The following is a 26,773-nucleotide window of genomic DNA, read 5'->3' as shown; positions in this document are numbered from 1 at the left end:
CGCGGTCCAACGGGCCCGTTGGAAGAACTGCGCATCGCGCAGTTCTTCCACCCCGAGTCCAGGGCTTGCCCTGGTTCGGGTCGAGGGGCGAACAGCCCCCGCGGGGCCCGGGGCAGCGCCCCGGCGCGGCGGTTTGCGATGCTTCTAGTGGAGCAGCTCGGTGAGCCGCGCGCGGACGCGCTTCTTCGCGCGCTCCTCGATCTGCCGCACGCGCTCCTTGCTCACGCCGAAGTCGGCGCCGAGCTCTTCGAGCGTTGCCGGGTCCTCGCTGAGCCAGCGCGCGTTCGCGATCTTTTGCTCGCGCGGCGAGAGCTCCGTGACGATTTGCCGCAACGCCGTGGCGACCTGCCGCTGCTCCTCGTCCTCACACGCCTGATCCTCGGGCGAGGGGAGTGGCGAGGAGAGCCGGTCGAGTGGCGCGTCGCCCTCGGGGTTCTTCTTGTCGAGGCTCACGTCGCGCGCCATGAGCAGCGGCAGGAGCTCCATCACGCGCTCGCGCGGAAGGCCGCTCTGCGCGGCGAGGACGTCCGGATCCCGCTCGTGCGTGCGGCGGTAGATGCGCAAGACGCGACGCTCGCTCTTCGAAGAGCCGAGGCGCACGATGCGGTAGCCGCGTGCCACGTGCTCGCGGATCTCGGCGCGGATCCAGTATGCGGCGTACGTCACGAGCCGACAGCCGCGCGACGGGTCGAAGCGCTCGGCCGCCTTGAGCAGGCCGATGTTGCCTTCCTGGACGAGGTCCTCCACCGGGATGCCCCAGCGCCGGTACTCGAGGGCGATGGTCATCACGAAGGGCAGGCACGCCTCAACAATGCGGCGACCCGCGTCGCGGTCTCCGCTCCGGAAGCGCTCGGCGAGGTCGCGTTCCAGCTCGGGGGTCAACGGCTCGCGCTTGTCGAGCTCGCGCTGGCGCGGAGCGTGAGCGAAGACGGCGGGACTTCGGCTCTCGGCCATGGGGACTCCTCGCGCCCCGGGGCGTTCCCGCCGCCTCTGCGACGACGGGGTGGGGAAGGCGCACGGCCCGCCAATGCAGGGCCGATGCCGTACGCAAATCAGGCTCTTTCTCGAAACCGGCCGATCTCGTTTCGCGCAAACGTCACGGGGCGCCCCAGGGGCGCGAAACGGTTGCGTGAATCCGCGAGCGGCGCCCCGGCGTTGTGGGGGCCACGCGCACCCCTCGTTCCTCGAGATGTTCGCACGCCGTTTTCACCCCCGCGCCTCGGGCGTGGTACACCCTTTCCAGACACACGTGGGCAGGCGTCTCGCATCCAGAGGGTGGTACTTCGCTGCTGCCACCGCCATCCTCGCGGTCGCAGTGCACCGGCCGGCCGAGCCTCCAAGGCCCGCGCAACGCGGCATCGCGTTGTGGTCGCTGCGCACCCTCGACGTCGTGGACGAAGAGGCCCTCGGCGCGGAGTGCGGCGCGCCCTCGGGTGGCGGACTCGTCCTTCCGACGGGCGCGCCCGCGGCGCTCTCCTGCGAGGCGGCGCGGACCATCATCGCGCAGGTCCGCACGAACCTCGCGGCGCCGGTCACCGACGTCGAAGCCGCAAAGTTTGCCGATGGGGTCGTCGACTGGCTCGACCCGCACGGGCTCTGGTCCGTCGCGCCGGATGCGCCCGTCGCGCCGCTCGTGCGCCGCGAAGGCGAGCGACTTCTGCGGGAGCTCGAGGCCGCGCCGAACGGCGACCCTTGCGCCGCGGCGGACGTGGTCGGCGCTTCGCTCGCTACCTGGATGAAGACGCTGCGCGTGTCGTTCGACGAGGGCCTGCGCGAAGGCCGCCCCGAAGGCCGCGCTCGTTCGCCCGCCGAGGTCTGGCGCACGGTGACCGCCGCGCCCTTCGAGGACGGGCCGATCACGCGCAATGGCCGTGAACTTGCGCGGGAGCTTGGGCGTGAGGTTGGCGCGGCGCGGGCTGCGTACGGCGTGGCGCTCGACCCGTACGTCACGGCGGCGAGCCAGCGGCTCTTCCCCGATCTCACGGCCGAGGCCTGGGGCCGCGTGGTCATCGCGGCCGCGGTGCGCGCGTACGTGCCCCAGCTCGACGCGCATGGCGCGTGGGCGCCGCTTGACGAGGAGATCTCGATCTACGACCTCGACCTCGAGACGAACCCGCCGCTGCGCCTCTGGTCGGAGATGACGCGGACGGCGCTCGGCGTCCGCATCGATCGGGGCGCGCTTGCGCCGCTCCTCGACGGCGACGTCGTGCTCTCCGTGCGGGGCGTGCCGCTCACGGGCATGAGCGTGGAGCAGGCCGAGCAGAGCGCCCTCGTCGAAGGCGCGCCGCACGGCCCGCCGGCGTCGGTGACGATCCTCCGACCCCACGTCGCAGAGCCCATGGAGCTCGTCGTCGCGCCCGCGCCCGCGCCTGCGCGGGAAGGCCCCGCGCCTGCGGCCGAACCCCCGGAGTTGCCCTTCGACATCGTCCGATACGCGGAGGGTCGCGTCGCCGTCGTCACGATCCCGGACGTCCCCGACGACCTCGGCGATCGCATCGGCGCGGCGCTCGCGCGCGTCCGCGATGCGCACGACATTCGCGGCGTGCTGCTCGACCTGCGGGCGAATGGCGGCGGCTCGACGGATGGCGCCATGGCGGCGCTCGGCCATTTCCTCCCCGGCGCGGCGCTTTTTCCGATGCGCCGGCGTGATGGCGGCGTCGAGGTCGAGCGCGCGCCCGAGGTCCCTGCGGAAGAGTCGTATTCGGGTCCGCTCGCGGCGCTCGTGGACGGCGACTCCGCGAGCGCGGCGGAGATGATCGCGGGGGCGCTCGCCAGTTATCGCCGTGGTGTGGTCATTGGAGACCGGACTTATGGCAAAGGCTGCGCGCAGGAATACCTCGACGACGAGGCACACGCGGGCGTCCTTCGTTTGACGACATTGCTCTTTTCTTTGCCGGATGGCGCGCCGGTCCAGAAGGTCGGTATATTGCCGCAAATCACGCTCTCGCTGCCGGCGGCGACCGAGCGGGAGGCGCGGCTTTCGCGTGCGCTCGAGCCTTGGCGCGGGCCGGACGTGCGGGATTCTGCGCTCGTGCGCGAGGTGCCGTGGGCGCTGCATGGCGGGCGTGTCGGTCCTTGCCGGGACGAGACGGTCTGCCGCGCGCTCCGGGCGCTCGGGACCTCCGTGGCCGCGGCGCGCTGATCATTCTGGCGCAGGCTGGGCCAACGCCGCGACATCGCGGCCTGCCTTTGCATTCGCGGTGGGCCTCAAAAGAACGTGATACGCTGTGGCATTACGCTTGCTGAAGGGCGTGTCTGGAGGCCGTGATGCGATTGGCTTTGCATGGATGGTTGGGCGCAGCTTCGCTTTGTGTTTTGCTGCTCGGCGGCTGCAGCGTGTCGTTCGTCGATTCGAACAATGGCTCGGGTGGCTCGGGCGGGGGCGCGGGCGGTTCGGGCGGTATGGGCGGCGGTCAGGGCGGCGGTGGCGGCTGCGGCGCCGATTCCTGCGGTCAGGGGGGCGCCGGCGGTTCGTCGTCGTCCTCCGGCGTCGGCGGTATGGGCGGCGGCTCCAGCGGCGCGCCGTGTGGCGGGTTCGCCGGGCTCATGTGTGGACCCGGCGAGTGGTGCGATTATCCGAATGATCGGTGCGGCGATACCGACCTCACCGGCATTTGCAAACCGCGGCCGGAAGGGTGCCCGGACGCATATTTCCCGACCTGCGCGTGCGACGGCATGGTGTATGGCAATCCCTGCGACGCCGCACAGGCGGGCCATGATGTCTCGGACCTCGGCAATTGCGAGCCGCCCGAGGGGCTCTTCCCCTGCGGCCACAACTTCTGCGACAAGGCCACGGAGTATTGCCAGAAGACCACGTCGGACGTCGCAGGCTACCCCGATTCCTACCACTGCGAGCCGATCCCCGCCGCGTGCGGCAGCACGCCGAATTGCGCGTGCTTGAACGACCCGTGCTTTCAGTTCTCCTGCGACAGCTTGTCCGGCGGCGGCATTCTCGTCACCTGTCCGGGCGGCTGAACGCCTGCGAATCCCGGCGGGGAATGCTCAGCGCTTCTTGTTGAAGAGCTTGCCGAGCAGGCCCCGGCCGGGGTTCGAGCCGGGTCCGTCGTCCTCGGGCGGGTGCCTCATTTCGTAGAGACGCACCTCGCGCGCCGCCTCGATGTTCTTCGGGTTGACGACCGTGACGCGCTTGAAGTCCCGGTACGCCTGGTGGACACGCCCGGCGAGCTTGAGCAGCCGGCCGCGGTAGAGCAGCGCCTTCTCGTAATCGGGCTCCGCCTTGAGGACGCCGTCGAGCTGCGTGATGCAGTCGTCGTAGACGTTGTTCGTCTTGCCCTCCTCGGGCACCGGCGGGAGCGGCCGCCGGCTCGCCACGACCCACGCGAGCAAGGCAATGTACGCGGGCTGCTCGGGATCGGCGGAGACGGCGCGCCGCACGGAGGCTTCGCAAGAGGTGAGGTCGTTCTTTCGCAGGAAGACCTCGGCCTTCTCGAATTCGAGCGCGGCATTCACGGCGCGCTCGATCTGGGCCTGCTCGTCGAGCACGGCGCCGCTCAGCGACGCGAGGTACTGGGCGCGCCCCGCGTCGTCCTTCAGCGCCGCGTAGGCTCCGTTGATGGACGCGAAGAGCCGCGCCACCCGGGGCTTCAAGTCGTGCAGATCCTTCGGGAGTTTGTCCGGATGGTACACCAGCGCCAGCTTGAAATAGGCGTTCCGGACGTCGCTCGACGTCGCGTCGCGCGGGACGCCGAGCATCTGGAAATGGTCCTCGTTCGGAACGGAGGCGAGCTTGGCCTCGATCTCGGCGCGGCGTTTCTCGTTGTTCGGGGGCGCGGGTTTGTCGGGCGGCATCGGCCCGGTCAGGTCGGACGCACGTTTGACGGCCTGGAGGGGCCCGGTTCCCTCGCGCTTGATGGCCTGGAGCGGCCCGGTCCCCTCGCGCTTGACGGTCTGTAGAGGCCCGGTCGGGTCTGCCGCGCGTATCACCTCGTCCCGCGGCCGCGTCCCGGTCTGGTCCACGTACTGCGGGCCCGTCGTGCCCGACGTCGGTCGCCACCCGTACGGGTCGGAGGTCATCGCGGTGCGCGCGGCGGCGGCGCGCTCGAGCCCCACGGGTGGGCGCGTGGAGCCGCCGAAATCCAGATGCCGCGTGATCGTCATCCCGTAGACCACGCCACGCACGATGCGCGGGGGCACGCCGCTCGTCTTCACGAGGTCGGCGAGCGTCGTCCGCTGCTTGCGGAGCCGCTCGACGAGCGCGCGCTCCTCGGGCGTCAGCCGGAACCGCTCCGGCGTCGCCCCGTTCGCGATCCCCATCGGGACGTCGTCGACCCGGCGCAGCGTTGCCTCGGCCTGCGGCGCCCCGACGAACGCGCGCGCGCCGGCCATGATCACCGCGAGCGGCTCGACCCGCGGCACCTCCGTGCCCCGCTCCGCGAGCAGGTCTTGCCCCGCGTAGAACGCGTACCGCGTCTCGGCCTCGACCTCGCAGAGCTTGATCATCGCCCGCTCGAGCGGGGTTCGTTCGGCGTACCGGGTGCCCGCGAGATCCATCACGCGCGTCGGCGTTCCCTCGTCGAACGACACCGCGGCGCGCGCGCCCGTCTTCGTGGTCAGCACGAGCGTCCCCGTGAGGAGCTTGTCGAGCAGGTACACGTAGAGGTGCAGGAGCGGCGTCTGCACCAGGTGGGCTTCCGCCGTCGGTACGAGCCCCGGAGGGACGACGAGGGGCGATCCGGTCGTGGGGGCAGGGGGCGAAGCAGCCATGCGCGGCGACTCGGCCAAAGCGTGCCAGGGTGCGCGCGGGGGCGCAACGGGGCACTCCGATGACCGTGTGGATTTCGCGGGCGTCTGGAAAACGGTTGGCGCGGCCGCAGTACGCGGATCAGGGCCCGCGGGCGACGAGCGAGCGGCAGCGCGCGTCGTCTGCGTAGACGCGTACGCCGCGGTTCGAGGGCACGAGCCCGTTCAGGCGGATCGTCGCGGCGGGATCTCCCGTGAAGACGTCGATCTGCCTTCCGACGACCTTCATGCCGCGGTCCTCGGCGACGAAGCAGCCGTCGTGGCGCCCGCCCTCGGGCAGGCTCACGCCCTTGAACTCGGGGATGAAGAGCACGGTCCCGAGCGGGATCACCGACGAGTCCACGGCCACCGAGCGCAGCGGCGTGATCGGCTTGCCGAGGGCACCGCGGCCCGTGGGGAAGCGGGCGGGGTCGAGACGCTCGAAGCAGATCTTCTGGTTCGTGCGCGGGCAGACCGCGGCGCAGTCGCAGTCGCGTTTGGCGAAGCTCACGGTCTCGCCCGTCGAGAGGCGGCCGCTGCCCTGCACGCAGACGCGATCGTGGAAGTCCTGCGTGACGAGCGTGATCGGCTTGCAGCTCGCGTCGTAGATCGTCGCGTTCTTCGGGCCCGCGTCTTCTTTCGGGAAGTCGTAATAGGTGTTGCGGAACCGCTCGCCGTTGCGGAAGGCCGCCGCGGGCGTCGTGCCCGAGCCTTGCGCCGTGATGGCCACGACCTCCTCCGCGTTCGGCGTGGGAGCGGCCGCGGGCGTCGTGTCGCGTGGCGTGGCCGGCGTTCGTTCGGGCGCGCGCTCGGCTTCGAGAAACCCCGCCCGCGCGCCCCGCGTGTCCGACCAACCGCGATGCTCGGCTTCGCGCGCGGGCTCGCCTTCGCCTTGCACCCAGGCTTGCCCGGCTGCGGTCGCGCACGCGGCGCCCGAGAGGCAGGCGACGAGCGCCATGGTCAAAGGTCGCATGCGACGAGGATACCCTCGCTCGCCCGCCGATGGCCAAGAGGACGCCGGGGGGGGTCAGGCGTCTCTTGGCTGCTTCGGGTTCTTCAGCGCGTAGACGCCGCGGGCCGTGGCGACGAGCTCCGACGCGTCGCTCGGGTGGTAGAGCCGGATGTCGGCCCAGCCGAGCTTGGCGCCGACGCGCACCGTGGTCGCGTCGCCGACGAGCGTCTCGCGTCGACCGGGCCGGAGGTAATCGACGCGCAGATCCACCGTCGAAACCCGACCGAGCGCGGGGTTCTCGATCGCGGTCCACACGCAGAGCCCGCCTGCCGTGTCGGCGAGCATGCTGATCACGCCGCCGTGGATCGCCTGGCGCACGGGATCACCGATGAGCTCGTCACGCCACGGGATCGACAGCGTCACGTGGCCTCGCGCGAGGTGGTCGACCTTGACGCCGATCCACTTGTTGAAAGGGATGAGCTCCTCGGCGAGCTGCCGAAAGACGTCCAGATCCAACATTTTTTTCGTCGCGCACCATGCCGGAAAAGCCCTTGGTCTGGAAGGCCATCGCTCGTGCGCGGCCCGCCGGGTTCGCTCGCCTCGTCACAAAGCGCGTGCTAGGAGCGGCCCCCAAAATGGCCCGCAAGGATCTCCGCAACATCGCCATCGTGGCCCACGTCGACCACGGTAAGACCACGCTCGTTGATCACATGCTCCGCCAGGCGGGCGCTTTCCGCGAAAACGAGGTGGTTGCCGAGCGCGTGATGGACTCGAACGACCTCGAGCGCGAGCGAGGAATCACCATCCTTGCGAAGAACACGAGCGTCCGCTGGAAGGGCGTCAAGATCAACATCGTCGACACCCCGGGACACTCCGACTTCGGCGGCGAGGTCGAGCGCACCCTCATGATGGCCGACGGCGCGCTCCTGCTCGTCGACGCGGCCGAGGGGCCCCTGCCGCAGACGCGCTTCGTGCTCTCGAAGTGCCTCGAGCGTGGCTTCCCGCTCATCGTCGTCATCAACAAGATCGACCGCCAGGACGCCCGTCCGCACGAGGTCCTCTCCGAGGTCTTCGACCTCTTCTGCGACCTCGGCGCGAGCGACGCGCAGACCGATTTCCCCACGGTCTACGCGATCGGCAAGCTCGGCCAGTGCAAGCGCGAGCTCGAGCACGAGCTCACGAACCTCGTTCCGCTCTTCGAGACGGTCCTCGCGCGGGTCCCCGAGCCCAAGGGTGACCCCGAGGAGCCGCTGCAGATCATCGTCTGCAACACGACGCACGACGACTACGTCGGCAGGCTCGCGGTCGGGCGCATTGCGCGCGGCAGCATCCGGCAGGCAGGCGAGGTCGTGGTCCTCGGCGAGAACGGCAAGGTCACGAAGGGCGCGGTGAAGGCGCTCTTCACGTTCGAGGGCCTGAAGCGCGTCAACGCGGAGAGCGCGCAGGCCGGTGAGGTCGTGGCCATCGCGGGGCTCGAGGTGAACATCGGCGACACGATCGCCGATCCGCAGCGCCCCGAGGCCCTCGAGCGGATCGTCGTCGAGGAGCCGACGATCAAGATGAAGATCGGCGTCAACACCTCGCCGTTCGCGGGCAAGAGCAAGCAGTCGAAGTTCCTGACGAGCCGTCAGCTCAAGGATCGGCTGGAGCGCGAGGCCCGGAAGAACCTGGCGATCCGCGTCGAGCCGACCGATTCGCCCGACACGTTCCTCGTGCTCGGCCGCGGCGAGCTGCAGCTCGCGATCCTCGTCGAGACGATGCGGCGCGAGGGCTACGAGATGCAGCTCTCGAACCCTGAGGTCGTGACGCGCGAGATCGAGGGGCAGGCCATGGAGCCCGTCGAGCTCGTCGTGATCGACGTGCCGGAGACGTACGTCGGCATCGTGACCGAGCGCCTCTCGTCGCGGCGCGGGCGCATGGTGAAGATGACGAACCCCGGGTTTGGCCGGGCGCGCCTGGAGTTCCAGGTCCCGTCGCGTGGGCTCATCGGCTTCCGCGGCGAGTTCCTCACGTCGACGCGCGGCACGGGCCTGCTCAACACCATGTTCGACGGCTGGACGCCGTGGGGCGGGCCCATGATGCGCAGGCCCACGGGCGCCATCGTGGCCGATCGCGCGGGCGTCGCGACGCCCTACGCGCTCCACCACCTGCAGCCGCGCGGCACGTTCTTCATCGTGCCGGGCGTCGAGGTGTACGAGGGCATGATCTGCGGCGAGCACAACCGCCCGAACGACACCGACTGCAACGTGATCAAGGAGAAGAAGCTCTCCAACATCCGCAACCACGGCAAGGACGAGAACGTCCTGCTCGCGAGCCCGAGGCTGCTCACGATCGAGACCGCGATGGAGTGGATCGACGCCGACGAACTCGTCGAGGTCACGCCGGAGTTCGTGCGGGTGCGCAAGAAGGTGCTCGCGGTGAACCTGCGCGATCGGCGTGAGGACGCGATCGAACAGGCACAGGCCGTCGAGTAAATCGATCGACCGAGCGGGGCGCCGCGGGTAGTATCCGCGGCCCCTGATGAAGTTTTTTCACGCGGCGGACATCCACCTCGACAGTCCTCTGCGCGGGCTGGATCGATACGAAGGGGCGCCCGCGGACAAACTCCGCGGCGCGACGCGGCGGGCCCTCGAAGCGCTCGTCGAGGCGTGCATCGCCGAATCCGTCGATTTCCTCCTCATCGCCGGCGACCTCTACGACGGCGACTGGACCGACTACAACACGGGCCTCTTCTTCGTCCGGCAGATGGCGCGCCTGCGCGACGCCGGCATCCGCGTCTTCATCGTCCGCGGCAACCACGACGCGAAGAGCAAGATCCTCCGTTTGCCCAAGGACGTGCACGAGCTCCGAACCGACCGCGCCGAGACCATCGTCCTCGACGACGTCGGCGTCGCCGTGCACGGCCGCGGCTACGCCCGCGCCGAGACGACCGAGGACCTCGCCCAGACCTACCCCGGTCCGCGGACGGGCTACTTCAACATCGGCCTGCTCCACACCGCCGCCGAGGGCCGCGAGGGGCACGCGCCGTACGCGCCTTGCCGCGTCGAGTCGCTCGTCCAGAAGGGCTACGACTACTGGGCCCTCGGGCACGTCCACGCGCGCGAGGTCCTCCACGAAACCCCCTGGATCGTTTTTCCCGGCAACCTGCAGGGCCGCCACGCCCGCGAGACCGGGCCCAAGGGCGCGAGCCTCGTCACGGTCGAGGACGGCCGCGTGAAATCGGTCGAGCACCGCATCCTCGACGTCGCGCGCTGGGCCGCCTGCCAGGTCGACGCCTCGCCCGCGCGTTCGCCCGACGACGTCCTCGAGCTTTGCCGCGCCGCGCTCTCGCGCGAGGTCGACGCGGCGATGGGCCGTAACCTCTGCGCGCGTGTCGCCGTCACCGGCCCGAGCCGCGCGCACGCCGCGCTCTCGCGTGACCCCGACAAATTCCGCACCGAGCTCTGCACGCTCGCGAACGATCTCGGCGAGGTCTGGGTCGAGAAAGTCCAGGTCCGCACGCGCACCCTCGCCGATCTCGACGCGCACGCCGAGCGTGATGATCCCGTGGGGGCGCTCCTCAGCAAGCTTCGATGGATCGTCGAGGACGATGTCGAGCTCGGCAAGCTCGGGCGCGAGCTCGACGACATCGCGGCGAAGCTCCCGCCCGAGTATTTCCAGGCCGAGGTGGGCCCGCGGATCAAGGAGATCGACGTCGTCCGGCGTCTCGTCTCGGAGCTACCGGACTACCTCCTGCCCGAGCTGTTCCCGGAGGGGGAAGCGCCTTGAAGATCTTCGCGCTCGAGCTGCTCCGCTGGGGGCCGTTCTCCGACCTGCTCCTCGACTTCTCCTCGCCCGCGCGCGCGCTGCACGTCGTCGTGGGCTCGAACGAGGCCGGCAAGAGCACCACGCTACGCGCCGTCACGGGCCTCTTTTTCGGCATCCCCGAGCGCACCGCGGACGATCATCGCCATAAGAAGCCCGACCTCCGCATCGGTGGGCGCATCGGTAGCGAGAACGACGAGGAGCTCTCGATCGTCCGCACGAAGGGCCGCAAGAATACCCTACGAGATCGTACGGACGCGCCGATCGAGGAAGAGCACCTCCGGCGCCTGCTCGGCAACCTCGAGCAGGGGCAGTTCGAGACCATGTTCGGCCTCTCGCACGATCGCCTCGTCGAAGGCGGACGCGCGCTCGTCGAGGGGCGCGGCGATCTCGGCGAGAGCCTCTTCGGCGCGGGACTCGGGCAAACCGGGCTCTCTTCGCTCCTGCGCAAGCTTGAACAACGCGCCGAGGAGATCTTCGTCCCGCGCGGCCGCACGAAAAAGCTCAACCACGTCATCGAGAAGTTCAAGAAGGCGAAGGACGATCAGAAGACGTTCTCGCAGCCCGTGCGCGCCTGGGAGGAGCACAAGAAGGAGCTCGACGCGTTGCGCGAGCGCGCCGCCGCAGCCCAGGCCGAGCGGGAGAGCTTGCTGCGCGAGCACCGCCGACTCTCGCGGATCAAGCGCGCGCTCCGGCCCATCGCCGAGCGCACCGAGATCCTCCTCTCGCTCGAAGCGCGCCGCGATGTCGTCCTCTTGCCCGAGACCGCGGCCGAGGATCGGCGGCGCGCGCAGGCCGTGATCGCCGACGCGGGCCCGTGGGAAGATCGGCTCCGCGCCGAGATCGCCGAGCTCGAAGGAAAGCTCGTGTCGCTCGACGTCCCCGCGCAGCTCCTCGACAAGGCGCAAGCGGTTCGGAAGATCCAGGAGGACCTCGGCAGCCATCGGAAAGCCAGCGGCGACGGGGCGCGGCTCCGCGGCGAGCTCCGGCAAATCGAAGACGAAGTGCGCGCGATCTGCGCGCGGCTCGGTCGGTCGATGACGGCGGAACAAGCCGAGGCGTGGCGTTTGCCCGCGGCGCTGGAGCTGCGCGTCCGCGGGCTCGTCAAGCAGCACGTGGCGCTCGATGCTCAGGTCCGCGCCGCGGAGAGCGCGCTCGCGACGGTCGAGGCGAGGCTCGCCGAGGAGCGACAGCGCGGCGCGGGGTTGCCTCCGCTCGCCGACGTCGCCGATCTCGGACGCGCCGTCGAACGCGCGCAGCGGGAGGGTGATCTCGACAAACTCATCCGGGAACGCGAGCGCGTCGCCGAGGATCTCGGGGCGCGCGTGCGCAGGGAGCACGCGGCGCTCGCGCTCTTCGAGTTGCCGTTCGACCGCATCGGGGCCTTGCCCTTGCCGTCGCGTGAGACCATCGAGCGGTTCGAACGCGCCTTCGCCGACGACGAGGCGAAGGCGCGCGGGCTCTCGCAGACGCTCGCGGATCGCCGCAAGAAGCTCGCGGACGTGGATCGGGAGCTCGAGCGCACGCGGCGCGGCGGGGCCGTGCCGACGGAGGACGAGGTCGCGGCGGCGCGTGAGCATCGGGATGCGCTCTGGGTCGCGATGCGTCGCTCGATCCTCGCGGATCCTGTCATCGAGCAAGGAGACGTCGCGACGTTCCGCGCCGCTCCCGCGCGCGTCGGCATCGAGATGGTGCTCGACTACGAGGCGCGCGTGCGGCACGCCGACGAACTCGCGAAGCGCCTGTTCCACGAGGCGGATCGGGTCGCGAAGGTCTCGACGTTGTCCTTCGAGCGCGCGAGCCTCCTGCAGGAGATCGACGAGCTCTCGGCCTCGCTCGCGGCGCTCGCGACCGCGCGCGAAGCCGAGAGCGCGAGGTGGCAACAGGAGTGGTCGCGTTCCGGGATCGCGCCGCTCTCGCCTGCGGAGATGAAGGGGTTTCTCGTGCATTACGAGAAGCTCGCCGAGGACCGCGCGCGCTGGATGGCCGCCGAGGCCGAGCTCGCGTCGATGCGCACGCTGCGCACGGATCACGAGGAGGCGCTCGCGCGGCTCCTCGGCGCTCCCCTGCCGGGTGAAGCCTCTCTCTCGGCGCTGATGGAGCGGGCACGTTCGGTCTGCGAGCGCGCCGCGCGGGCGCGTACGGAGCGCGAGTCCCATGACAAGGAGCTCACGCGACGCACGGCCGAGTCCGCGCAGCTCAAGGCGGATCTCACGAAGAAGCAGGCCGAGCTCGACGCGTGGTCGGCCTCGTGGGCCGAGGCGATGCAGAGCATGGATCTCGCCCGGACCACGCGCCCGGACGAGGCCGAAGAGGTCCTGCGGCTCTGGGCCGAGCTCACGAAGCGATGCGAGAAAGCGGGCGCGATCCGGCATCGCATCGCGGGCATCGAGCAGGACTCCAAGAGGTTTTCCGCGAACGTGCTCGACGTCGTGCGCGTCGCTGCGCCCGACCTCGCCGGCGAGCCCACGGAGCAAGCGGCCGACATGCTCGTCGAACGCTTCTCCCTCGCCGAGAAGGACGACATCAAGAAGCGCGAGGTCACGGGCAAGCTCGACGAGAAGCGACGCGAGCTCGAGGACGTCACGCACAAGCGCAAGGCCGCCGAACGCAAGCTCGCCCAGCTCTTCGACGAGGCGCGCGCGACGAGCGTCTCCGAGCTCGTCGTCGCCGAGGAGCGATCGAAGGAGGTGCGCGACCTCCGGGCGCGGCTCGACCCGCTGGAGCGACAGCTCCTCGATTTCGGCGAAGGGCTCGGCCTCGAGGCGCTCGTCGCCGAATGCCAGGGGCTCACGGGCGACGACGTCGCCACCGCCCTCAACGCGGTCGAGTTGAAGAACGAGGCGACGAGCAATACGCGCGCCGACATCGACAAGGAGATCGGCAAGCTCGAAGAGCGGCTCGCCCTGCTCGACGGCAGCGGCAAGGCGGCCGAGGCGGCAGAGGAGGCGGAGCAGCACCTCGCGGCCATGGCGACCCTCGTCGAGGAGTATGCCCGTGCGCGCCTCGCTTACCGGCTGCTCGAAGACGAGATCAAGCAATACCGGGAGAAACACCAGGGGCCGATCGTGCGCCGCGCTTCCGAGCTCTTCGAGCGGCTCACGCTCGGGTCGTTCGTGGGGATTCGCGGAGACGACGAGGGCGAGGAGGGCCGGCCGATCCTGAAATGCGTGAGGCCCGCGGGGGGCCTGGTCGGCGTCGAGGGCCTCAGCGACGGCACGCGGGATCAGCTCTTTTTTGCGCTCCGCATGGCGAGCCTGGAGCGCCATTTCGAGCACAACGAACCCATTCCGTTCGTCCTCGACGACATCCTCGTCAATTTCGACGACGCGCGCTCCCGCGCCGCGCTCTCCATCCTCGGCGAACTCTCGCAGAAGACGCAGGTCCTTTTCTTCACGCACCACGCGCGCGTCGCCGATCTCGCCCGCGAGGCCGTCCCGCCGTCCCGCCTTTGCTTGCACGACCTCGACACGCTCGGCGGGCGCGCTCGTTTGCGTCCTGCAAGCTAGCGCCTCCCTGATTCGCCTCGCGGTACCATGAACCTCCTCATGGTCACGATCGCGCGGCGCCTCTCCGGGGCCTTCCCATTCCTCGTTTCCCCCCTCTTTCTCGGCTGCGGCGGTGATCCCGATCCCCCGCAAGCGCCCCCTGCTCCTGGCATTTCCTGGGAGGATTGCGGGGGCGGCTTCGAATGCGCCACGTTCTCTGTGCCCGTCGATCACGACGCGCCGGACGGACGGACGTTTTCGATTCCGCTCGTGCGCCGCCCGGCCGCGGTTCCGTCCGCGCGTATCGGCTCCTTGCTCGTCAATCCCGGCGGCCCCGGCGCATCCGGCGTGGGCTGGGCGCGCGCGGCGCAGATCGCTTTGCCGCAGCGCCTCAAGGATCGGTTCGATCTCGTCGGTTTCGATCCGCGCGGCCAGGCCGGCAGCACGCCCGCGATCGATTGCGTCGACGACCTCGCGCCCCTCATCGGGCTCGATCCGACGCCCGACGACGACGCGGAGCGCGCGGCCCTCGTCGCCGGCGCGGACGCCTTCGCGGCCGCTTGCAAGCAGCGGAGCGGCGACCTCTTGCCGTTCGTCGGGACGAACAACATCGCCCGCGACATGGACCTCCTCCGCGAGGCCCTCGGCGACGACAAGCTCACGTACGTGGGTTTTTCCTATGGAACGTTTCTCGGAACGATCTACGCCGAGGCCTACCCGGATCGTGTCCGGGCGCTCGTCCTCGACGGCACGATCGATCCGACGGTCTCCGGCGATGCGTTCATCAAGGGGCAGGCCCTCGGCTTCGAGGCCGAGCTAGAAGCGTTCCTCGCGGACTGCGCCGCGAAACCCGCGTGCGCCTTCCATTCGGGCGGCGACCCGTGGGCCGCGTACGACGCCGTGAAGGCCGCGGTCGAGGCTTCCCCGCTGCCTGCGCCGCCGGGCGGCACGCGCACGCTCGGGCCCGGCGAGCTCATCTACGCCGTGTCACAGCCGCTCTACAATAAACACCAATGGAAATACCTCGCCCAGGCGCTCGCGCTCGCGGCCGCGGGAGACGGCTCGGGCCTGCTCGAATTCGCGGACGCGTACGTCGCCCGCAGCGCGGATGGCACGTATGACGCGTCGTTCGAGGTTTATTACGGGGTCACCTCGATCGACAACACGTTTCCGAATGATCCCCAGGTCTATCAAAACCTCACGAACGAGCTCCAGGCGAAGGCGCCGCGAATCGGCATGTATTTGCCCGCCACGGCGCTGCCCTCCGCGCGCTGGGCATTTCAGCCCTGGCGCTCGAATACACCGATCTCCGCGGACGGCGCGCCGCCGATCCTCGTCGTGGGCTCCACGGGGGATCCTGCCACGCCGTATCCTTGGGCCGTCTCGCTCGCGGCGCAGCTCTCCTCGGGGGTGCTCCTCACGCGCGAGGGCCCGGGGCACATCTCGTTCCTCCGAGGCAACACCTGCATCGACCAGGCGGTCACCGATTACCTCGTCGATCGGAAGCTCCCGCCCGAAGGGACGACCTGCAAATAGTCAGGGCGCGTCGACGCAGCGTTCGTCGACGAGCAAGACGTCGTCGATCGCGTATCCGCCCCAGCCCCCCGTGTCGCCGCTCTCGTAGGACCAGACGAGCGACGTGGCCGGGCCCGTGAAGGTGGCGAGTTCGCGCTCCAACTCGTCCCATCCCGGCACCGGCTGGTCGTCCGTGGGTCTGGGGTTCGCCAGCGAGAACAGCATCGTCCGCTGGGGCCCTTGTTGCACCGACAGCGCCACCGCCGGGGGCGCCCCGAGCGTCCCTGCGGGCGTGAAATCGATCCACTGCTGGAAAGAAAGCCACAACTTCGGCGCGCCCGTCGTGTCCACGACCGGCGATTCGAGCTCGCCCGAGGTCGCGGGTGGGACACACGCCCCGAGCCCGACACCCACGACGTTCCCGTCGTCCGTGCCCGTGACGTCGTCCTCCGGGCCATTGCATTCCCCATCGCTCGGCGCCGCTTGCACGAACCCGCTGTTCGTCCCGGAAGACCACAGCTCCGCCGCGGCCCCCGTGTTCAGCACGCCCAGCGAAAACGTTTGTCGCAGATACACCTTCCCGACGGTGCCGTTGCAGTTCTGATCCACGCCGTCGTCGCAGATCTCTTTCGCCCCCGGATGGATGGCTGGATTCGTGTCGTCGCAATCGTTTCCTTCGTGCACCCACGCGCCTCCGCCCAGGGGCACGGGCGGCGGCGTGCAGCTCCCGGGTTCCTCGACGATGCGCGGCGTGCTGCCGGCCCCGTCGTTGTCTGCGTCGTAGTAGAAGAGCGCATAACACAGCACGTCCTTCCCCACGCAGGCCGTGCGGCCCGGGCACGGCTTTTTCCTGTCGTCGATCAGAATCGGGCAATCGAGGACCGGAAAATCCTCGTCCGTCTTGCCGTCGCAGTCCTGATCGATCCCGTCGCACTGATCGTCGATCCCGCGCGTGTTCACCTCGGCGCTTTTGTCGTTGCAGTCGAGCGTGTTCGTCACGTACTCGGGCGGCGGAGCCCCGCACCAGGTGAGCGGATCGTGCAGGTTCCCCTCGCCGTCCTTGTCCGCGTCCCGGTACACCGTCGTGAGCGTGGTGCATTGCTGCGTGTAATCGTCGCCGAGCGAGATGAACGTCTCGCAGCCGAGGAGCCCCGCCACAAGGCCCATCAAAAGCAGCGCGGTCCGCCTCAAAACACGCCTCGCACGGCCATGAACCCGCCTCGAACGTCGAGCTCCACGCGTGCGCCGCGCGCGGCCGCGGGCTTCGTGCTCGGCGTGAACAAGAGCACCGAGACCCCCGCCGTCGCGGCGATTGCCGCCGCCCCGAACCCCAGGTTCGACACCGACGCATACGCCTTCGTCTGCTCGTACGCGTCGATGCCCGCCGGCGTGCACCGCTGTTGCACGCATTCCGTTTCGAGCACCTCACGCCGATCGAGCGTGAGCCCGCCCATCACCACGCCCGTCACCAGCGCGAGCGCGCCGATCGAAAAGAGCCCACTCGCGGCCACGATGCTCCACGTCGGCCTCGTCGGCGGGGCCGCCGCGGGCTCGATCGTCCGTTCCACGCCCTTCGCGAAGAGGCCGAGGCGCAGGACGATCGACACACTTCGGCCCTCGGGCAGCTCCACCTCGCGTGTCGTCCGCGCGCCGCTCCGTGCCAACGCCTCGACCTCGTGTTTGCCCGGATCGAGCTCGCGCGGCTCATCCATCGGCCAGAGCTCGCCGTCCACGAACAGCGTCACCTCCGTGGGCGGCGGACCGCGCACGTCGACGGCGAGCGTCGGGATACGCAGGCGCACCGGGCCGAGCTCCGCGGTCGCCGCTTGCCGTGCGCGAAGGAGCGAGTTCGATGGCGTCTCCGGCAGCGGCTCGGCGACCGTCCGCTCGTACAGCGCGCGCGCTTCGAGGAGCTTGCCGCGTTTGTCCTGGCAACGCGCCATGTACAGCACGAGCTGCGGCGTGTGGAATGCCTCGTCGGCGTCGCGGAAGAGCGGATAGGCGTCGGCGTACTGGCCCGCGCGAAAGAGCTGCATCGCGCGGCGGCCTTTTTCGAGGGCGATGGCGCGTTTTTCTTCGCGCAGCTCCTCCTCGGAGGGCTCCGCGGGCGGCGGCGGGGTCACCGTCTCGGTCTTCGGCGGCTCGTCCGCCCGGGATCCGAAGGGGAAGATCAGCGCCGCCAAGAGCGCGGCTCCGGCGAGGGAGACGCGGCGGCTTCGATTCATCGCGGGGGCTGCGTCGTGGCCGGCTTCGACAGACCGAGCAGCTCGTCGTCCTCGTTCGTCGTCGAGGCCGGCGCGGGCTCGGGTTTGCCGTCCGCGTCCGTCTTCGGGGTCGCGGGTTTGGCAGGAACGACCGGTTTGTCACTACGAACGGGCGCCTCCGTGGGCGTCCGCTTCTGCGGATCGACCTCGGCGAGCGTCTCGGGCGTCGTCTTCGGGACCGCCTCGGGCGTGGGCGGAGGCTGCTTGGGCGCGGGCGCCTCGGGCTCGGTCACGGGCGGCGGCAGCGGCAACGTCGGGCTGCCCGGGCCGTCGATGCGCGCTTCCTGGGCCGGCGCGACCGGGCCGAGGAACACCCATCCGAGGGCGCCGATGGCGAGCGCGCCGAGCCCCGCGGCAACGAACCTCCGTTGCTTGTGCTTCGGCGTCGAGCCATCGTCCTGCGTCCGGCCGGAGGGCGACATCGTGAGCGTGCCCGGACCGTCGGGAGCAGCCATCGTCTCGGCGAGCGCGACCACGGTGTTCTTCTCCCTCGGGCGCGGCGACGGGCTCGGGACGATCTCGTCGCTCGCTTCGAGCGAGGGTGTCGGGTCGTGCTTTGCGACGGGTGTGCTTTTCACCTCGGCGGCGGGCTTCGCGGTGAGTGCTTCGAGGGCTTCGAAAAGCTCGCGCGAGCTCTGGAAGCGCTCGGCCGGATCACGGGCGAGGGCGCGGTCGAAGAAACGATCGACCTCGGGTCCGAGCTCTGGCGCGAGGGTCGAGGGCTTCGGGATCGGATCGGTGCAGATCGCCACGAGCACGGCGCCGACCTCGTCCTCGACGAACGGCGTCCTTCCCGTGAGCATCTGGTAGAGGATCACGCCGAGCGACCAGAGATCGCTGCGGTGATCGACCTCCTTCGACTTCCGGATCTGCTCGGGGCTCATGTAGAGCGGCGAGCCGACGAGGTTGCCCGATCGCGTGACGTCACCCGACTGCGGCGTGCCCGGCGACACGGCTTTGGCGATGCCGAAGTCGAGCAGCTTCACGATCTCGTCGTCGTCTTGCCGGGCGAGGAAGACGTTGCCGGGCTTGAGGTCGCGGTGCACGAGGCCGAGCTCGTGCGCGCGGCGCAGCGCCTTGCAGATCGGCTGCGTGATGCGCAGGGCCTCCGCGAGGTCGAGCTTGCCGCGTTTGTCCAGGCGCGCGGCGAGATCTTCGCCGCGGAGCAGCTCCATCACGATGTAGGGCGTTTCGGACTCGACACCGTAGTCGTGCACCTCGACGACGTGCGCGCTCTGGATTTGCGCCGCGGCGCGTGCTTCGCGTTCGAAGCGGGCGCGTGCGGTGTCGGAGGCGGTCAGGCCCGACTCCATGAATTTCACGGCCACGGCCCGATCGAGCTTGAGGTGGTGGGCGATCCAGACCGCGCCCATGCCGCCCCGTGCGAGCGGGCGCTCGAGGCGGATCTTTCCGGCGATGAGCTGTCCCTCGGCGATGACGGTCACGATGGGACCGAGGATACCACGATATTCGTTCGTGGATCTCGCGTGTCGTGAGGGTGTGTGAAGAAGATGGCGGGGGTGCCGGGGAGGCGGAACGAGAAGACGCGGGTCAGTTGCTGTCGCTCGAGGGTTTCGGCGGCGGGAGCTCGCCTTCCTCGCGCAGTTTTTCGACAGTCCGCCCCTGGACCTTTTCGCCGATCCATGCGCCTGCGACGGCCATCAGGATGCCGACGACGAACGTGGTCGCGAGACCGACCAGGGCGCCGCCGAGGGGGTAGCTGTACTGGAGGTGCCAGATGATCGTGTGCATGGCGTTCGGCAGGATCGCCATGAACGTCGCGAGGGCCGGCTCCTTGACCGTCTCACCGGGGCTGAAGATGCCGATGAGGATGCCGCCGACGAAGTACGAGACGAACGCCACGATGCCGGCGATGACAAGGCCGCCCTTCTCGGGGCCAAAGCTCGCGACGATCGAGGTCTCGACCCCGCCGAGCAGGAGGAGGCGCATCACGAAGTAGAGCGAGATGATGACGCCGCCGCCGATGATGACCCATTTGTAGGACAGCTCTTTGCGTTTGCTCATACAATTTCCGACGCGTGGATGAGGGAGTGCGTCGCGGCGCATCATGGCGCCACGGGGCAGGTGGTGTCAACGGCGGGGTGCGTCAGGAGGCGTCGCCCGACGGAGGGGGGGACGCTCGCGAAGCCCGCGGGGCCCGCGAGCGTCGTAATGGCAGAGCGCGATTAATTGCCGCTCGTCAGCAGGTTGTACGTGTCGAGATCGGCCTCGTGCACGCCGTAGCGCCCTGCCGCGATCAGCACCTCGTCGTCGTCGATGACCGGCGTGACGCTGTAGTACCAGTTCCAACCCGGGAAGAAGGCCGTGGACGTCGGCGTCGTCGGGTCTTCCAGGCTTGCCATGAGCACGCCGCCGTTCAGCGAGAAGAAGGCGCGGCGCTCGTCGACGCTGAGCAAGCTCGCGTTGGCCGGGCGCTTCACGTTCGACAGGACCTGGAACGTATTGTTGTTGCCGCTCTTCGGCTTGAGGACGCTGAAGCGGTCATTGTTGTTCGTGTAGTAGCTGTAGGGCTCCCACACGAGGTTGTGCGAGGCGACCGGCCTGTCGCCGTCGATGAAGAGCTGATGGACGTACCGGTTCGCGAAGTGGTGATAGTTGTCGAGCTCGGCCTTCTTGCCCTTGATCTGCAGCTTCGCGACGGCGGTCTCGATGTACTGGCTGTTGCCCCAGACCAGATCCTGCGTGAAGAGGGTGTTGCCCTTCTTCGCGATGAACCTGCCCGGCACGTTCATCGGGGCCTCGAGCTTCGGCTGTGACGGGTGCTTCAGCTCGAGCTGCTTCACGTAGTACCGCGCGTAGGGGCGCGTGTCGCCGGGCTTGGCATCCGACTTCTTGACGGTGACATAGATGTCGTCGTCGGCCGCGTTCACCTGGACGAACTCCTCGTCCGGCCCGGCCGTCACGTCGATCGGCGCGAGGACCGTCGGCTGCGACGGGTTCGAGAAATTCACGAGCGTGAGCTTTGCCTTCGTCCGGAAGCGCGCCGCCTCGTATTCGCTCCCGTAGCAGTACGTGTAGGCCTGCGATTCCGCCTCCGACCAGTCGAGCGGGACGCAGGTCGACTCCGCGTCCGCGTGATCGGTGCACTGCGCGAACCCGCCGACGCAGTAGTCGAGCGCGCCGTCGTTGATCTTCCGGCATTCGCGCCTGCCCGTGAAGATCGTGCAGCCCTCCTGGCCCCGGCACGACGACCAGTCGTAGGTGTACGAATAGCAGTACTCCATCGAGACCGGCTCGCCCTGGACATTGTTCGTCGAGATGAACCCGAGCGACTTCTTTCCGACGACGGCCCCGGCCCCGTAACCGTAGTAGTAGTAGCTGTACGGCAGCTCCGTCGTGACGAGCTGGCCGGCCTCGACCGGGTGCGCCGGATCCGAGAGGTCCCACGCCTTGATGGTCGTCTCGAAGTTCGGATAGTCGAGCCACTTGCCGGAGACGCTGACGAGCAGGTCGCCCACCTGGTAGTAGTGCGCGTTCACCGGGATCTCGATGGTCGCCACGGGCGTGCCGGTGTCGACGGGCTCGTCGTCCGGAATGATCTCGACCTTGGCCATCGCGTTCGGATCGTACCAGTACCAGTAATCGTCGAAGTCCGGTCCGCGCAGGCGCGCGCGGTGGTCGTCGAAGACCCAGACCTGCCCGTAGTCCGGCGCGAGGCCGAGCTCGCCGACCTGTTGGGGCGCGTCGAGGTTCGATTGATCCCAGATGCGGAGGTTTGTCTCGGACAGGTTTGCCCCGTTCGTCGCGTCGAGCTTGAACGTGCGGCGGACCGCGTCCGTATGGTCCATGATGCCGCGCCGCGTGAGCGTCGAGTTCGAGAACGTGAAGATCTGGACGGCCGACTCGTAGGACCAGTTGCCGTTCACGATCTTGTAGCCGGCGAAGGGCAGGAGCACGAGGCCCGTCTCGGTCTGGCCCGTCGGCGCCGTCACGTTGACCGCGTCGTGGAGCACGCTGAACGCGCGGTGATCCCAGTTCGCCTCGGACCAGTTCCAGCCGTGATCCTCGCCGGCCACCTCTTTGCGGTCGAGCAGCGGGTTCGGGTTCTCGAGGTTCGTGATGTCGTAGAGGCTGACGGCGAGCTTGCGGCCGTTCTGATCATCGACGCCGATGCCGATGAGGCGCGAGTTGTCGAACGCGGGCCGGAAGAAGTCGTTCCAGCCGGAGACGATGAACTCGCTCTTCTCCTCGGCGTGACCGTTCGGATCGATCGAGAAGGCGTGGAACGGATCGTAGTTGCGATACGTCACGGCGAACGCCCGATCATCGAGGAAGATCGCGGCGAAGAGCGACATGTTCTCGCCGAACGCCACCGTGTCGATCGGCACGACGTTGTCGAGGTTCGACGCGTCGTACGTCTGCAGGTAGCTATGATCGCCCGTGCTCCATTGCGGGCCCGAGAAGATCCGGAGCTGGTCGTTCCGGTAGTCCATGTGGAATTGCGACCGGATGTAACCGTTGACCGTCACCTCGTCGCGCTGGACCATCGTGCCGCCGTTGTCGGAGATGTCGATGACAGCGACGTCGCTCTGCCCTGACGACCACCAGTGCTGCTCGCGCGCGACGAGGAGCACTTCGTTCTCCGCGTGGATGGCCGATACGTAGCCACCGAGGGGCAGCTCGCTCTTCTCCGTCATCGCCGTCTGGCCGACGTCGAAGCTCTTCACGGTGCTGCCTTGGATCCACTCCCAATAGCCTTGATCGTTGATGAACCAGTCGTAGTGGCTCGCGGCGACGAACAGCGCGTCCTGCGTGGCGCCGTTCGCGTAGCGGCTCGTCTGGATGTAGCCAGGCACGTCGTACTGCGAGCGCACCACGGGCTTCGACGGGTTCGAGATGTCGACGAGGAGCACGGTGCCACCCGACGTGCTGTCGACCTCGAGGCTGTTCGGTTTGCCCTTGTAGCCGTACCAGTCGTTCATCAAGAGGATCGCGCGCGTCCCGTCGACGTACATCTCGACCGGCGTGCCGCCCACCTGGAGCTGGCCGACGACCTTGGGCTCGGTCACGTCACTGACGTCGATCACCTGCAGGCCGCGATACCAGTTGAGGTTCAGGAGGGTGCCATTGTTCATGACACGGTAGATGTCGCCCTCCTCGAGCTCCTGCTCCTCTTCCTCCTCTTCTTCTTCCTCCTCTTCCTCTTCCTCCTCTTCGCCCCACGTGAACTGGTAGTTCGGCTGATCGGCCGACAGGAACGAGGTCTGGGCCTTCGCGGCCTCCTTGCTCTCGCCCGTGTTCTCCTCGCCATCACCCGTATTCGTGGCGCATCCCGGCCCGGCCACGAACAATAGCGCCGTCAAGAGACCCGCCGTTCGTGCCACGGGGCCACGATTCAAGAAGCTGCGCATCGATGTCGCTCCCTTCGTCCTTCACACAAGATGAAGGAATAAAAGCCTTCCTACCTAACCGACGCATCCGGGGGACGTCAAGGCGCCGCCGCACCACACTTGCGAGCGCCGATGGGCATACATGTCGCACAACGATGTCGTGCGTTGCGTCAATGGCGAAAACCTGCTGTCCGTATGGGTGCAAAATATCTGCTGCGGTGTCGCGGACGCTCCGTCCCCGGGGGACGCCTGGGGCGTGCGGCGATTTCGTGCTGCCTTGCGCAGGTCCGCGATCCTTGGTAAGGGTCGGAGTTCCCTTCAGGACCATTCCATGCGGCAGAGAAGCCCCATTTCGATAGCCTGGTTCTCGGCGCTCGCCTCCGCGGCGGCGTTGTCCCTCGTCGGCGCAGCGGGCTGCAACCGCGACAGCGGCAAGGAGAGCGAGGCGGCGCCGGCTCCGAGCGGCACGGCGAGCGCGGCGATTGCGCCCGAGAAGAAGAAGGCGCGCGTCCGCGGGCCGGACCTGCACGACGACCGCTTCGACGCGAAGATCACCGAGAACCTGCCGAAGGTGCCGGACCCGAAGATCACGGGCCCCGACAATGCGGGCGCGCCGCTCGAGAATCAGGTCTTTCGCGATCGCGTGCTCGGCTTCGCGCGAAAGGTCGCGGCGATCGAAAAGGAAGGGGAGAGCGTGGCCTGCGAGCTTCCCGTGACATCGCCCAAGCCATTTCGCGCCGTCGTGTGGGGATATCGCGATGGCGCCCAGGTGGCGCGCGGCGAAGCGTCGGACACGTCCTTATGCGTGACGCTCAAGGAAGCGACGCGGCGCGCCGTCGCTTCCGGGGGCGGGACGAAGGAGGCGCTCGGGACGACGCGGCTCGCCATCGAGCTGCCCGACCACGGCATGTCGATCCTCGAACACGAGGGCAAGGGGCTCGAGCTCGATCACGGCCTCGTCCCGCTCCGATCGTTCGACAAGGCGCTGCTCACGAAGCGCATCGACGAGGGGCAAGCGTATCTGCTCCGCATCCTCGACGCCGAGCACAAGGGGGCGCACAAGTACTATCACGCCCCGGCGGATGCGTTCGAGCCCGAGCTCCACACGATTTACACGGCCTCGACGGGCTTCACGCTGCTCAAGCTCCACGCGATGAAGAAGGACAAGAGCCTGCTCGACCAGACGAAGAGCACGGCCGAATTCCTTCTTTCGATGCAGAGCCGCGACGAGCGCGACCACACCGCGGGCGGGTTTTTCTACACGCTCGATCTGAAGCGCGGCAAACCCGAGCGAAAGCTGGTCGTCGGCACGACGTCGAAGACGATCTTCACGCTGCTCGAGCTTCACGCGCTGACGAAGGAAGCGAAGTACATGGACGCCGCGCGCAAGGCCGGGGATTGGCTCATTTCAATGCAGCTTCCCACGGGCGCCGTGCGCGCGTCGTTGAGCCAGCACGAGGGCGGGCCCTGGGCGGTGCAGGCGAAGGAGTCGACGCTTTATACCGGGCAGGTCCTCTCGGCGCTCTCGCGTTTGAACCGCGCGACGAAGGACAAGAAGTACCTCGACGCCGCCGCGACGACGGCGATGTACCTCGCCCAGAAGGTAGAAACGCAGGGCTGCTACGTCGGCGACGAGTACCGCAAGCCGAACCCGATTTCGAGCTCCTGGCTCGTCCTCTCGCTGCTCGATTTCGCCAAGGCCACCGGCGACAAACGCATCGAGGACATGGTCTTCCGCTGCTCGCGCGAGCTCCTCGGGCGGCAATGGAAGCGTCCCGAGGACGCCTACCGGCACGGGCGCTGGAAGGGCTCGCTTTCGAGCAGCGGCACGGGCTGGCTCGCCGAGGTCATGAGCGAGGTATTCATGTTCTGCCGGGACAAGGGCAAGGAGAACTGCGACGCCTACAAGGACGCCGTGGTCGCCGCCGTTCGGCAGATCATGCAATACACCTACGCGCCCGAGAACGATTTCGTGGTGAAGAACCGGAAGGCGGCCGCGGGCGGCGTGTTCTGGAGCGTTCGGGAACGGTACGTCCGGACAGACTCCGTTTGTCACGCCATGAACGCGTACATCAACATCCTGCCGTTTCTCGGGGACGGTGCGCTGCTCGAGCTGCCCGAGATGCCGCTCGCAGAGCGGCTCGCCTTCGATTCCGAGGCTGACGACAAGAAGGCCGAGGCCGAAGACCGGGCCGGCGGCGACGATCGCGAGGGCGCGGACGAACCGCTGATGTCACGCGCCGAGGATCCGGCCGAGGAGGGAGCAATGAAAGGCCCGCGCCGCGTGCCGATGAGCGGGGGGCCGGACGACGGGCCGCCGAGGCCTCGTTTTCCCAAGGGTTTGAGGCCCCCGGGCGGCCGGGGCCCGAGGCCGCCGGGCCCGCCCCCGCCGCCGCAGCAGGGGATGCCGCAGTAATCAGAAGATTTCGGGGCAATACGGGAGGCGCGACCCGACGAACATGCGATCGGCGCGCTCGAGCGCGCCCTCGGTCCGCGGAATGACGCCTCCGATCTCCGCGAGGCGCGAGAACGAAAAACCGCCGAGGTATGCCGATCCGAGCGCCGCGGCCGAGACCCGCAAATCACAGGGGTCCTCGGTCCGCGTCACGTGCGAGGTGGCCGCGTCGAGCCGATACCGACCCGTGTTCCACGGGCAGAATTCGTCGTCGACCTCGATCACGATCGAGCCCTCCGCGCCATAACGTCGCGCTGCGAGCGCCCGAGGCACGTCCACGATGCGGACCCACACCGAGTCGTAGGTGCGGTAATGCATGCGCCGCGGCTCCGCGAGCAGGAGGAAGAGCGGGTGATCCGGGGATAAACACGTGGCGTTGATCCGCGTCGCGAGATCGATGTCGCAGAGGTACCGCCACACGGCGCGCGTGCCCGCGGGCGACGCGCCCATCGCCTCCTGTACCGTCACCGTGACGACCGGGATCTGCGGGGCCGTCATTTCGAGGCGGGTGCGGTAAAGCGCATACCCCTCGTCGCGGCCGTCGACCTTGACGATCACGCGCTGCAGCGGCCCCGATCCGGCCCGCGTCGACTCCACATCGAGAAGCCTCCGAAGGCTCCACCACAGGGGCGAGCGCGACGGCATGCACGGGGCTGCGCGGCGCGCGCGCTCGTAGAGGGGCGGCATGCGTTCGAGCGCCTCCGCTTCGCTCACGAAATGCGCTTCAAAGGGGACGGGCGAGCCCACGAATGCGGATCGGTCGCGCTCGATCGATACGTCGCCCGAGAACGCGGCGATCCCGTACCCGAAGCGACCATAAATCGTCGCCTCGGTCGCCCAGAGCGCCGCGATGGGCTGTCCGCGGTCGCGCGCGTCGGCGAGCTGTCGCTCGATGAGCTTGCGCAGGATGCCGCGCCTCCGGTGCGTCGGCATCACTGCGACCATCGTCAGGCCCGACGTGGGCACGGTGCCGCCGCCGGGCGTGCTGAAGTCGAAGGCGAACGCGCCGGCGCTGCCGACGATCGCATTGCCGTCATAGGCCCCGATCCGTGTGACGAACTCGGGGAGCCGCCGGGATCGTTCCGCGCGCTCGGGCGAGGGCGGGAGGCCAAAGGCCGTAAGGATGGGATGGGCAAACTCGTCCGCGTGCTCGGGGCCGAGAAGGCGAATCTCGATGGTCATGGCGGGACGAACCTACCACATCA

General features: G+C 68.7%; 17 protein-coding genes. 7 read left to right on the top strand and 10 right to left on the bottom strand.

Annotation, left to right across the window (positions count from 1 at the left end):
• Positions 1–144: 144 nt before the first annotated feature.
• Complete coding sequence (locus KEG57_RS39995; protein ID WP_272420909.1) at positions 145–954, bottom strand: sigma-70 family RNA polymerase sigma factor; 810 nt, start codon at positions 952–954, stop codon at positions 145–147.
• 436 nt (positions 955–1,390) lie between these two features.
• On the opposite strand from KEG57_RS39995, the gene KEG57_RS55890 reads away from it, so the two are divergent.
• Both KEG57_RS55890 and KEG57_RS39985 read left to right on the top strand, forming a co-directional pair.
• Complete coding sequence (locus tag KEG57_RS55890) at positions 1,391–3,142, top strand: S41 family peptidase (RefSeq protein ID WP_272459487.1); 1,752 nt, start codon at positions 1,391–1,393, stop codon at positions 3,140–3,142.
• Positions 3,143–3,267: 125 nt separating this feature from the next.
• Positions 3,268–3,975, top strand: a complete 708-nt coding sequence (locus KEG57_RS39985) for a hypothetical protein (RefSeq protein ID WP_272420911.1) — start codon at positions 3,268–3,270, stop codon at positions 3,973–3,975.
• A gap of 27 nt (positions 3,976–4,002) precedes the next feature.
• Here KEG57_RS39985 and KEG57_RS39980 read toward each other — a convergent pair whose 3' ends face one another.
• From KEG57_RS39980 to KEG57_RS39970, 3 genes are all read right to left on the bottom strand, one after another.
• Positions 4,003–5,724, bottom strand: coding sequence for a DnaJ domain-containing protein (locus KEG57_RS39980; protein ID WP_272420912.1), 1,722 nt, complete (start codon positions 5,722–5,724; stop codon positions 4,003–4,005).
• 118 nt (positions 5,725–5,842) lie between these two features.
• Positions 5,843–6,712, bottom strand: coding sequence for a 3D domain-containing protein (locus KEG57_RS39975; protein WP_272420913.1), 870 nt, complete (start codon positions 6,710–6,712; stop codon positions 5,843–5,845).
• 54 nt (positions 6,713–6,766) lie between these two features.
• Positions 6,767–7,210, bottom strand: coding sequence for a hotdog fold thioesterase (locus KEG57_RS39970; protein ID WP_272420914.1), 444 nt, complete (start codon positions 7,208–7,210; stop codon positions 6,767–6,769).
• A gap of 116 nt (positions 7,211–7,326) precedes the next feature.
• Here KEG57_RS39970 and typA point away from each other — a divergent pair, with 116 nt between their 5' ends.
• The 4 genes from typA to KEG57_RS39950 are packed head-to-tail and all read left to right on the top strand — an operon-like array spanning position 7,327 to position 15,519.
• Complete coding sequence (gene typA / locus KEG57_RS39965) at positions 7,327–9,165, top strand: translational GTPase TypA (RefSeq protein ID WP_272420915.1); 1,839 nt, start codon at positions 7,327–7,329, stop codon at positions 9,163–9,165.
• A gap of 46 nt (positions 9,166–9,211) precedes the next feature.
• Positions 9,212–10,459 carry a metallophosphoesterase family protein gene (locus KEG57_RS39960; RefSeq protein ID WP_272420916.1) on the top strand — a complete coding sequence of 416 codons (1,248 nt, stop codon included), beginning with the start codon at positions 9,212–9,214 and terminating at the stop codon, positions 10,457–10,459.
• A complete protein-coding gene (locus KEG57_RS39955) occupies positions 10,456–14,004 on the top strand; it encodes a YhaN family protein (protein WP_272420917.1) in 3,549 nt (1,182 codons plus the stop codon). Before KEG57_RS39960 ends, KEG57_RS39955 begins: the two co-directional genes overlap by 4 nt.
• A 27-nt stretch (positions 14,005–14,031) precedes the next feature.
• Entirely contained in the window at positions 14,032–15,519 is a 1,488-nt protein-coding gene (locus tag KEG57_RS39950) for an alpha/beta hydrolase (RefSeq protein WP_272420918.1), read from the top strand.
• Here KEG57_RS39950 and KEG57_RS39945 read toward each other — a convergent pair whose 3' ends face one another.
• From KEG57_RS39945 to KEG57_RS39925, 5 genes are all read right to left on the bottom strand, one after another.
• Entirely contained in the window at positions 15,520–16,665 is a 1,146-nt protein-coding gene (locus KEG57_RS39945; RefSeq protein WP_272420919.1) for a putative metal-binding motif-containing protein, read from the bottom strand. It lies immediately after the preceding gene.
• A gap of 20 nt (positions 16,666–16,685) precedes the next feature.
• On the bottom strand, positions 16,686–17,723 hold the full coding sequence (locus KEG57_RS39940; protein WP_272420920.1) for a tetratricopeptide repeat protein: 1,038 nt from the start codon (positions 17,721–17,723) through the stop codon (positions 16,686–16,688).
• Positions 17,720–19,207: a serine/threonine-protein kinase gene (locus KEG57_RS39935; protein WP_272420921.1), complete on the bottom strand. Its 1,488-nt coding sequence runs from the start codon at positions 19,205–19,207 to the stop codon at positions 17,720–17,722. Before KEG57_RS39935 ends, KEG57_RS39940 begins: the two co-directional genes overlap by 4 nt.
• A gap of 106 nt (positions 19,208–19,313) precedes the next feature.
• Positions 19,314–19,787: a hypothetical protein gene (locus KEG57_RS39930; protein ID WP_272420922.1), complete on the bottom strand. Its 474-nt coding sequence runs from the start codon at positions 19,785–19,787 to the stop codon at positions 19,314–19,316.
• Positions 19,788–19,948: 161 nt separating this feature from the next.
• Entirely contained in the window at positions 19,949–23,134 is a 3,186-nt protein-coding gene (locus KEG57_RS39925; RefSeq protein WP_272420923.1) for a beta-propeller domain-containing protein, read from the bottom strand.
• Positions 23,135–23,444: 310 nt separating this feature from the next.
• On the opposite strand from KEG57_RS39925, the gene KEG57_RS39920 reads away from it, so the two are divergent.
• Positions 23,445–25,529, top strand: a complete 2,085-nt coding sequence (locus KEG57_RS39920) for a glycoside hydrolase family protein (RefSeq protein WP_272420924.1) — start codon at positions 23,445–23,447, stop codon at positions 25,527–25,529.
• Here KEG57_RS39920 and KEG57_RS39915 read toward each other — a convergent pair whose 3' ends face one another.
• Complete coding sequence (locus tag KEG57_RS39915) at positions 25,530–26,750, bottom strand: GNAT family N-acetyltransferase (protein ID WP_272420925.1); 1,221 nt, start codon at positions 26,748–26,750, stop codon at positions 25,530–25,532.
• Positions 26,751–26,773: the final 23 nt, after the last annotated feature.

The sequence above is a fragment of the Polyangium jinanense genome (assembly GCF_028435365.1).
The sequence above is the reverse complement of the archived record's forward strand: the minus strand, read 5'-3'. Positions and strand labels throughout refer to the sequence as shown.